Annotated in this window: 6 protein-coding genes and 2 pseudogenes; 3 read left to right on the top strand and 5 right to left on the bottom strand. The window is 40.3% G+C overall.

Annotated elements, in window-relative coordinates:
• Nucleotides 1-230, top strand: a 230-nt coding sequence (locus tag AC4GME_RS06620; protein WP_490379162.1) for a hypothetical protein, incomplete at its 5' end; no start/stop codon positions are given.
• Nucleotides 231-404: 174 nt separating this feature from the next.
• Here AC4GME_RS06620 and AC4GME_RS06615 read toward each other — a convergent pair.
• Nucleotides 405-1,790: an MATE family efflux transporter gene (locus tag AC4GME_RS06615; protein ID WP_490377739.1), complete on the bottom strand. Its 1,386-nt coding sequence runs from the start codon at nt 1,788-1,790 to the stop codon at nt 405-407.
• Nucleotides 1,791-1,888: 98 nt separating this feature from the next.
• On the opposite strand from AC4GME_RS06615, the gene AC4GME_RS06610 reads away from it, so the two are divergent.
• The gene (locus tag AC4GME_RS06610; RefSeq protein WP_490377740.1) at nt 1,889-2,755 is read left to right on the top strand and encodes an AraC family transcriptional regulator; all 867 of its coding nucleotides are present in this window, start codon (nt 1,889-1,891) and stop codon (nt 2,753-2,755) included.
• A gap of 306 nt (nt 2,756-3,061) precedes the next feature.
• Here AC4GME_RS06610 and AC4GME_RS06605 read toward each other — a convergent pair whose 3' ends face one another.
• Nucleotides 3,062-3,448, bottom strand: coding sequence for an HNH endonuclease (locus AC4GME_RS06605; protein WP_490379161.1), 387 nt, complete (start codon nt 3,446-3,448; stop codon nt 3,062-3,064).
• Here AC4GME_RS06605 and AC4GME_RS06600 point away from each other — a divergent pair.
• Nucleotides 3,404-4,191: pseudogene (locus AC4GME_RS06600) on the top strand (IS91 family transposase); the annotation flags it as partial. The gene AC4GME_RS06605 and the pseudogene AC4GME_RS06600 sit on opposite strands and share 45 nt — an antisense overlap.
• Before the next feature lie 344 nt (nt 4,192-4,535).
• Here the strand turns inward: AC4GME_RS06600 and AC4GME_RS06595 are convergent.
• The 3 genes and pseudogenes from AC4GME_RS06595 to AC4GME_RS06585 all read right to left on the bottom strand — a co-directional run.
• Nucleotides 4,536-5,546, bottom strand: coding sequence for a C-type lectin-like domain-containing protein (locus AC4GME_RS06595; RefSeq protein WP_490379160.1), 1,011 nt, complete (start codon nt 5,544-5,546; stop codon nt 4,536-4,538).
• A 360-nt stretch (nt 5,547-5,906) separates the two neighbouring features.
• Nucleotides 5,907-7,238, bottom strand: coding sequence for a ferredoxin reductase family protein (locus tag AC4GME_RS06590; RefSeq protein WP_490378828.1), 1,332 nt, complete (start codon nt 7,236-7,238; stop codon nt 5,907-5,909).
• Nucleotides 7,239-7,539: 301 nt separating this feature from the next.
• Nucleotides 7,540-7,686, bottom strand: a pseudogene (locus AC4GME_RS06585) (IS110 family transposase); the annotation flags it as partial.
• Nucleotides 7,687-8,019: the final 333 nt, after the last annotated feature.

The raw sequence follows: 8,019 nt of genomic DNA, 5'->3' as shown, positions 1-8,019 counted from the left end.
GAATTGAATATTCCCCGGTATCGCGCATTCTCAGATATTTTTTCCCAAAGAATGAATTTATAATTGAGCAAAAAGGAGAGTATTGCCAATTTATGGCGTCAGGAACTTACCGAGTGGGTTGGATTGGTAAAACCTTTTTCAAGAAAGCTATTGATAACAGATTGGCAAGTGTTAAGAAACATATGAAAGAAGAGGGTGAAAACCTAAAACAACTGCTTGAAGAAGGATAAACAGAATAAATGCTTATATCAGATAACAGCCGCATAAATCTTGGATGCTGAGATGGAGTCCCCGATATCAGCATATCCAAGCCCTTTGAAGCAAGCCGGTCCATCGGAAACCGCAACTTACTTTGCTCGGATATGATGCTTAGCCTAATTGCTTAGATCCTATTTTTGAAAACGTTAAAACGCATTAACAACGGTTAAGTTATTCATCCAACGGCGCTGCAGATAACGATGCAAACAAAGTGAAAGTTTAACAATCTCTTCAGCAATCATCATTAAATACACATAGTGAAAATCCCATTCGCCAATAAATGCACCATAGGCAACAAGAGGAATGCCTACCAGCCACATAGTTATAAAATCCATGCGTAAGCAGAAAATGTTATCTCCCCCAGATCTGAGAATACCGTTAATAATGACCATATTAAGCATGCGTATGCAGATCCCGCTACTCATGATAATCATTGCAGGTGAAGCTAACGGGTACAACTCGACATCCGTTAAACTTAGCCAACTTAAAATATATTCACGTCCTGATAGCAGTAGCAGACCGACAAATAAACCACAGGCGAATACCGCACGAATAAAAAATTGCGTTATGTTAAGTGCTTGAGCATACTCATCACGGCCTAATGACTGCCCCAGCAATACTGAACAAGCGACTGAAATACCAAAGAAAATAGAGTAACACAGCGACTCAAACGGACCGAGCATGCTAAATACGGCGAGTTCGGTTGTGCCCATATGACCGAAGATCATCTGGTAAACTAGCGTGCCTAGCGCCCATACAACAGCACTCCCGATAGTAGGAAACGCGATCTTTTTATACGAAACCCACAGTAAATGCGTTTGTTGCAAAGCTTTTTCATGTAATAGCCAATGATTTTTGCGCTTCAGATAATAGGCCATTAAACACACCTGCAGCAGCCGGGAAATAGTCGTGGCGAGTGCAGCTCCTGCGACTCCCATCGCAGGAACACCCAATCCGCCCTTGATCAACCAGAAATTAAGCGCGATATTGACAACAATGGTTATTGCGCCCAATAACAAAGGTGTTAAGGCATCGCCACTGGATCGCATACTCGACTCTGCCACTATGATCACATGAGTCAGTAAAAGCACTGGAAAACTGTACCAAAGGTAAGTTGCACCGAGTTCAATTACCATTGAATCAGATGTTTGCAGCAGCATAATACTGCTTGAAAATAGCGTGATAATTAAAGTGACAGGGATCAGGAGCTTAATGCCAAACCAGAATGCTAATCCTGTGATTGTTTTAGCTGCGCGACGGTCGTTTTTACCCCAATATTGAGCGACCAACACTCCATTAGCTGAAGATAAGCCGGCCATAATCATAATTGCGACAAAATGCCATTTTGATGCAATTCCCACAGACGCAGTTGCTTCCTTGCCAAAATCGCTGACCATCAACAGATCAGCCAGCGACAATATTGCAACCAGTGCGCTTTGAATGGCGACAGGAAATGCCAGCCTGACAACTTTAGGCAGCATAGGGTTTTGCATTAATTTACAGAGTGGATTAAAGTTAGTTTTGATTGTCATAAAGCAGTCCTTATTGTTGATCCGAACTATAGAATGGCAGGCCAAAAATGAACATGTGCGAAAATAGACAAAACCTGTGCAAATCCGTCATTGAGAAAATGAGCCCTAAATCAGAATGGATTGATGATGTATTTTTATCACAATCATGCAAAGAACGTTTTTTAAGTCATTCCAATATTCCTGAATTTGCACAAGATGATATTTTCATGGCTGGTATGGCGGAATTGAAAGATGGCTATCACGTAGAAAGAGATGGCATCACGGTGCATACCATATTGTTTACCTTGAAGGGAGGAGGAATACTTACTACCGCAGATCGTGTTGAATTGATTGAGCCGTATACTATGGTGGTACTTCCAGCCCGCACGCCTTATCGCTTTGAAATAAATCCAATAGACAAGCAATGGAAAATGGCGTGGTTTTTACCTAACCCGACTGCAAAATGGCAGTTTGTAGAAAATATTGGACAAAAGATCCTTCCATTTCATTATTGTGAGCAGATTTGGTCTTTGCTGAATTTGATTCACCATGAGATAGGGGGGCGGCCGGGCTTTCGCCACTTATTAGTAAGTGAGGTATGCCGGTTACTTACTGGTTTTGAAAGCCAATCTTCTGGCTCAGTAACAAGAGTGCAGGCTTTATTTAATGAAGTTGAAAGTCAGCTGCATTTAGCCTGGACGGTGAAATCAATGGCACAGAATTGCTATCTCAGCGAGGAGCAGTTTAATCGCATCAGCAAATCCCTGTATAAGCTGTCTCCGCGTGCAAAACTTATCCAGCTGAGAATGGATAAAGCCGCCGATCTACTCAATTACAATGATTGGAGCGTTACTATGATAGCGCATCGTTTGGGTTATAAAGATCCGTATAATTTCAGTCATCGATTTCGTAAATATTTCGGTTGTTCTCCAAGCCAGTTCAGAAAAAACAGATCAGTGTTACAAGCAGAAGGCGACAAAAAATAAAAAAGAGCCATTTTGCTTATTGATGACTGGTAATAAAGATTGTGACTAGGCTTATTGATTTTTAAATGAATTTTAAGAAAATACTGTAATTAAGTTTGTGACTAGGAGCGTATGCTGCCTTATTGTACCTGAGTGTATTGGTAATAAAGTTTGTGACTTTAGCTAATGTGTACTCGCCTATACTCTATCTGACAGTTCAGTCTGCCAGATCCCATTTAATCTAAAAAATCTACGCTCGCTTTCTCCCAAAACCGAGCGTTACACAAGATTTACCGGAACTGCTACAGGCTCCGGTTAAGCAATTAGTTAGGCACTTTTAATTCGCTCTAATCCATCCCAATTTGATTGGATAGGATCAAAATTTCTTGGATCTAAAAGACCTAGTTCTTCAACTGTATAATTCATTTTTCCATAGTTACATGCAGAACAAGTGATAATTAAATTATCAAGTGTATTTTCACCGCCGGCGGAGTGTGGGACAACATGATCATATTGAAGCCATAAACACTGAAAAGCAGCATGTTGACTCGAGTTTGTATTTCCCCAAGGTATTGCATCAGGATATAAGTTATGTAAATACTTTCTCGTTTCAGCGAGGATTACTGGTATACCGCAAAAACGACAATGATAGCCATCTCGTTCATGTAGATCGGTTTTACTCTGCCTGCACAGCTCCGCACCTTTGTCTGGCACCACCAAAAATGGGCCTATCAGACTCTACTTAAAGCAGCAAAAGAAACGCTGGATTCCTTTTTTAAACGGGATAAAAAACTCGGTGAGCATGCCGGTTATATTGCAGTTTTACATACGCACTCACGAGAGCTGAGGTTTCATCCGCATGTGCATTTTGTGGTGCCTGCCGGCGCAATGAATAAACACAAAACCTTGTGGTTAGTAAAGTTGGGAAGTACCTGTTCGTCACAGATAATTTAGCAAAAGTCTTTCGCGGTAAATTTATCGAACTGATGTGTAAAGCCGGCTATTACCTGCCCGCGAAAACACCTGCATCTTGGAATGCGGATTGTGAATTTGTCGGCAAGGGAGGTGGTGTATTAACCTATCTTGCTCGCTATCTATACCGCAGTGTAATCAGTGAGCAGAACATCTTAAGCCTTGAAAACGGGCAGGTAACCTTCCGTTATAAGGAGAGTAAAAGTAAGCAGTACCAAACCATCTCCGAGCCCGCTATCGATTTCTTATGGCGGGTATTACAACATGTATTACCAAAGGGATTTCGACGGGCACGCAACTATGGCTTTATGCATGGTAATGCCAAAGAGACACTCAAACGCCTGCAGTTAATACTTAAAGTGAAGCTCCAACCTATGCCGGTAAAGCAGAAAAAAAGTGTTTTCTGTCCGCAATGCAGGGGTGTAATGCAGCTGTATTTACTGCGTATCGGTACGCGTCTCATCATCAATGGCAAGACGATCTAAAACAAGGATGTGCTCAAGCAAAGGGAATTGTGGCGAAATGAGCATTAATTAGAAAAGGAGAGGCTATGAAAGAGTAAAACAGTGTTAATTCAATAAATTGCAGATGGTGGCATGTGCGATTGTGATAACACTCGGCCGGGAAAAATATTCGCAGACAACGAGATTAAACACCTCGTCCCCCGCTTTAAATATTTACTATAAACAGCAGAGATAAACGCCCGGGCTTGTCCAACAATAGGATTAAGTCGTGGTTCGCGCTGCTCACACGACCTATCCTTATTAGTTATCTTTATAGTGTCACTTAAAAACGGTGTTATCGTTTGAAACAGCGCCTTTACTTTTTCTTAATTTGGGTTGCTATTGTATTCGATCACAAATCCGTAACAACCGTCGTAACCAGGTCCGCCTCCCCCGCCGTATGTGCCGAGAAATGCCATATAATCCCCCCATGTCGCGACCGGACCGTTCAATTCACCAAATCCCATAATCGGTTGTCCGCCTCCGTCACCGGAATCGTTGGGCTGGTCACTAATTCTTGGATCTTGATCAACTCTGGTTGGAGTATAGTGACTCTTATCACAATCAGGAGAGAGACTGCTGTCACAATATTCGTCTACCGCCCAGTTGCTGTAAGACCAAGTCTCTCCACTTAACCAGCGCCAGCCACCATCCGGTTCAGGCGAACCCTCAGGTTGGTATCCCCCTAAAAATGGACCAATACTAATTCCGTAATGCTCACCCTCTTTTGGGAATGACCAGAAGTATTTTTCATCTGACACTAAATTGAAGACGAATGTATTTTCACCTTCGCTCGTATTAGATGCCAAATACCCTCCGGCATCCTGTGCTAAATATGCCGCCTGATACCAATTCAAGTTCCCACTTGCCACATAGACCGCTTCGTAATAGTGTGTGACACCATCCGAGTTGGTATAGGATTGCACAGGTTGTCGATCGTAGATGACGTCAGAGGGTAACTCAGTCCATGTAAACATCTCAAAAGGTATCTTAAACTCAATGGAGTTAATCGTGACAGTGTGCAAGTCCTCAGGACGATAGCTCCCAGGAGGAAGGCAGAGTGAGAGCCCCCCCTCAATCTTCAAGGCTTTTTTAAGCGATTGCTCAGTTATTCCTAATTTTTTAGCAATTTTGGCGAAATCAGGAGCGCCTTGTCCTGGCTCGCCAAAAGCATCCTGCAATTGTCCTTCGGAAATTCCGAGGGTTGTAGCGCCACTTTTAAAATCTGGAGATGCACAATTATCCGGTCCTCCTGATTCTCTATTTGCAGTTGATGAGCATCCTACGATGACTGCAACCATAAATGCTATTCCTACTAGTCTTAAAAAAAGTCTCATGTATTCTCCTTAAAATTGAACAAAATTTTGAATTTTTCTTTTCACAGATAATCCGAATATGATCATTTTAACAATCTATAATTTAAAATTCGCATTCGTACTGCTACTCATCTCTTGCAAGATAACGCTTTAGATAACGAGCGGATTTAAAACACAAAAAAAACAAGACTATCTAACTCGGTCTCAGCAGTTTTAAATTTGTCTCTGTTCATCGACTTGTTGGACATCCGCGCTTTTTCCGCGCTTTTTTTTATAAAGCCAAGAAAAATGGTAGAAACTGTATCGTTCAAGCCTCTGATAAATACGACTAACCTCAATAATAACTACTGAAGCTAGTCGCATAATAAATGAAATTTTTGTTCAACGCATTTCAAACAACTCATAATGAAATTTACTTTTGTTCAGGCCTAGTTGACCAAAGTCTTGTTGCAATTTTTTTGAAAAATCACTCGGACCACAAAACCAAACATCAGAATTTTTCCAACTAACAACATACTTGTAAATCTCTTTTGCAGTTAGAAACCCCTGCTTATTTGTATCCCACAAATGTAAATTAATCTTCGCTTGTTCAGCCAGTTCATTGATGTACTGAATAAACTCAACGTCAGGACACTGAGTGCAATAAAATAAATTAATTTCGCTAGACTGTGGCTCTTGTGCCAATGCTTCCATTTGTGCAGTAAAAGCTGCGATTCCAATACCACCAGCGATCCAGATTTGATGTTCCGTATCTGATTTGAAATTAAAATAACCGTAAGGGCCCTCTATTAAAACAGCGTCATTGATATTAAGGTTGTTTTTAAGCCTTTTAGTAAAATCACCAATCGCTTTTATTTGAAAGCGGATACAACCATTCTTATTTTGTACTGATGCAATACTGAAAGGGTGTGGCTCTTCGCCGTTAAATTTCAAAAAAACAAACTGTCCAGATTGATGACCTTTCCATTGCTTACCAGTATCGATTGTCAGGTCAAGCACTTGATTACCTTCATAAAAGTGAAAGTTATCAACCTTACCTTGTACTTTGTTTTTATCTCCGATTTTCCCGAAAAGGCTTAGTATTGCAGCCCATGAACCAGCAGTAATTAAGAGGCCAACTACTAGGCCGATAGGTTGATGCCAATATGAAAATTTAGTTAATATGATGGTGTGAAATACAAATAGTAAATATACCAGGGACATTAATTTATGAGTGTTTAGAAACTTCGGGTAGCGAATTGTCTTAGCCAGTGAAATCACAATCAGCAAAATCAGTAGATAAAATCCCCACTCACCTAAAAATTCAGCAAAATGTCGCTGACTTCTAAAAATACCTTCAATGACCGAGAAATCAGTATCAGCAAACATCCCTGCTCTTGTTGGTTTGTCTAACCACCCCAGGCCCACCATATATTTTGTGCCTTTAGCCCAAAACCAATGAACTATAGCTATTACCAAACTGCTGATGCCTAGCCATTTATGTAAGCGGTAAGATTTATCTAAGCCATTTAATATTTTTTCTAATGATGATAAACGCAATGCTAACAGCATAATTATGCTCATTGCCGAAATGGCTAAAATGCCACTATATTGTGTGGCAACATTCCTAATCGGAAAATAAGACCAACTAATGTTACTGACATTCTCTGCGGCTAACCAAAGTATGGTTATGAGACTAAAAGAGAGTGGGATAAACCATTTTATTCTATTCATTAGAATTCCATATATACATTAACTAAAACAAGTAATATTGATGATTATCGCTTTTTTGTAATCTCTTTTAATAACAAAATGTACAAACATAACAGACGTAATCAGCTTAATATCTTCATTAAACTGATTATATGAATAAAACATGTAGTAATTATCGAGGAAATGTGGAGAAATTAAGGATATTAATAAGATCTGGACACCCAGTGCGCCGAGATAAATCGGTATTAGATTAGAGGTGCAATTTCTCAGTTCGGTAAGGTTAGCGAACCGCCGAAACTCCGAGTCATCAGTTAAGAATTATTCAGCCTGTTACGAGTGGTGATCCTCGTTCTTTCAGTGCATTCAAATACCGAACTTTGTTGTATGGCTTGCTATCTTTCCAACATCTATAAACGATTCGTATCCATTTTAAAGCCAGGGCTCTAACTGCTACTTGATGAGTACTACCTTATAATATGGTCCCCTTAATCGTTACAGTAACTCTAGGCTAGTTGCTAGAGTTGTGGAGTCCATACATCGCCTCAGCTAGTAAAAAAACACGCTCGCTAATTCCCGTTTGCGAGCGTTGTTGGTGTAACGGAGAAAATAGGGGGGTATCCTGTAAACACCATATACATAGATCAGATCTCAGTAGAGTTTCTTTGGTCGTACAGTTCAGATTGTAATCGCTACAGCTAAGTTATCTTTGTGGTTGTACAGGCAGCATAAGAGACTTTTAGAAAAATATTTTATTAATACCTAATAAAAAAAGCGAACCATTTCTGATTCGCCTTTTATATAT

Source organism: Psychromonas sp., assembly GCF_983033635.1.
This window is presented reverse-complemented; position numbering and strand designations above follow the sequence as displayed.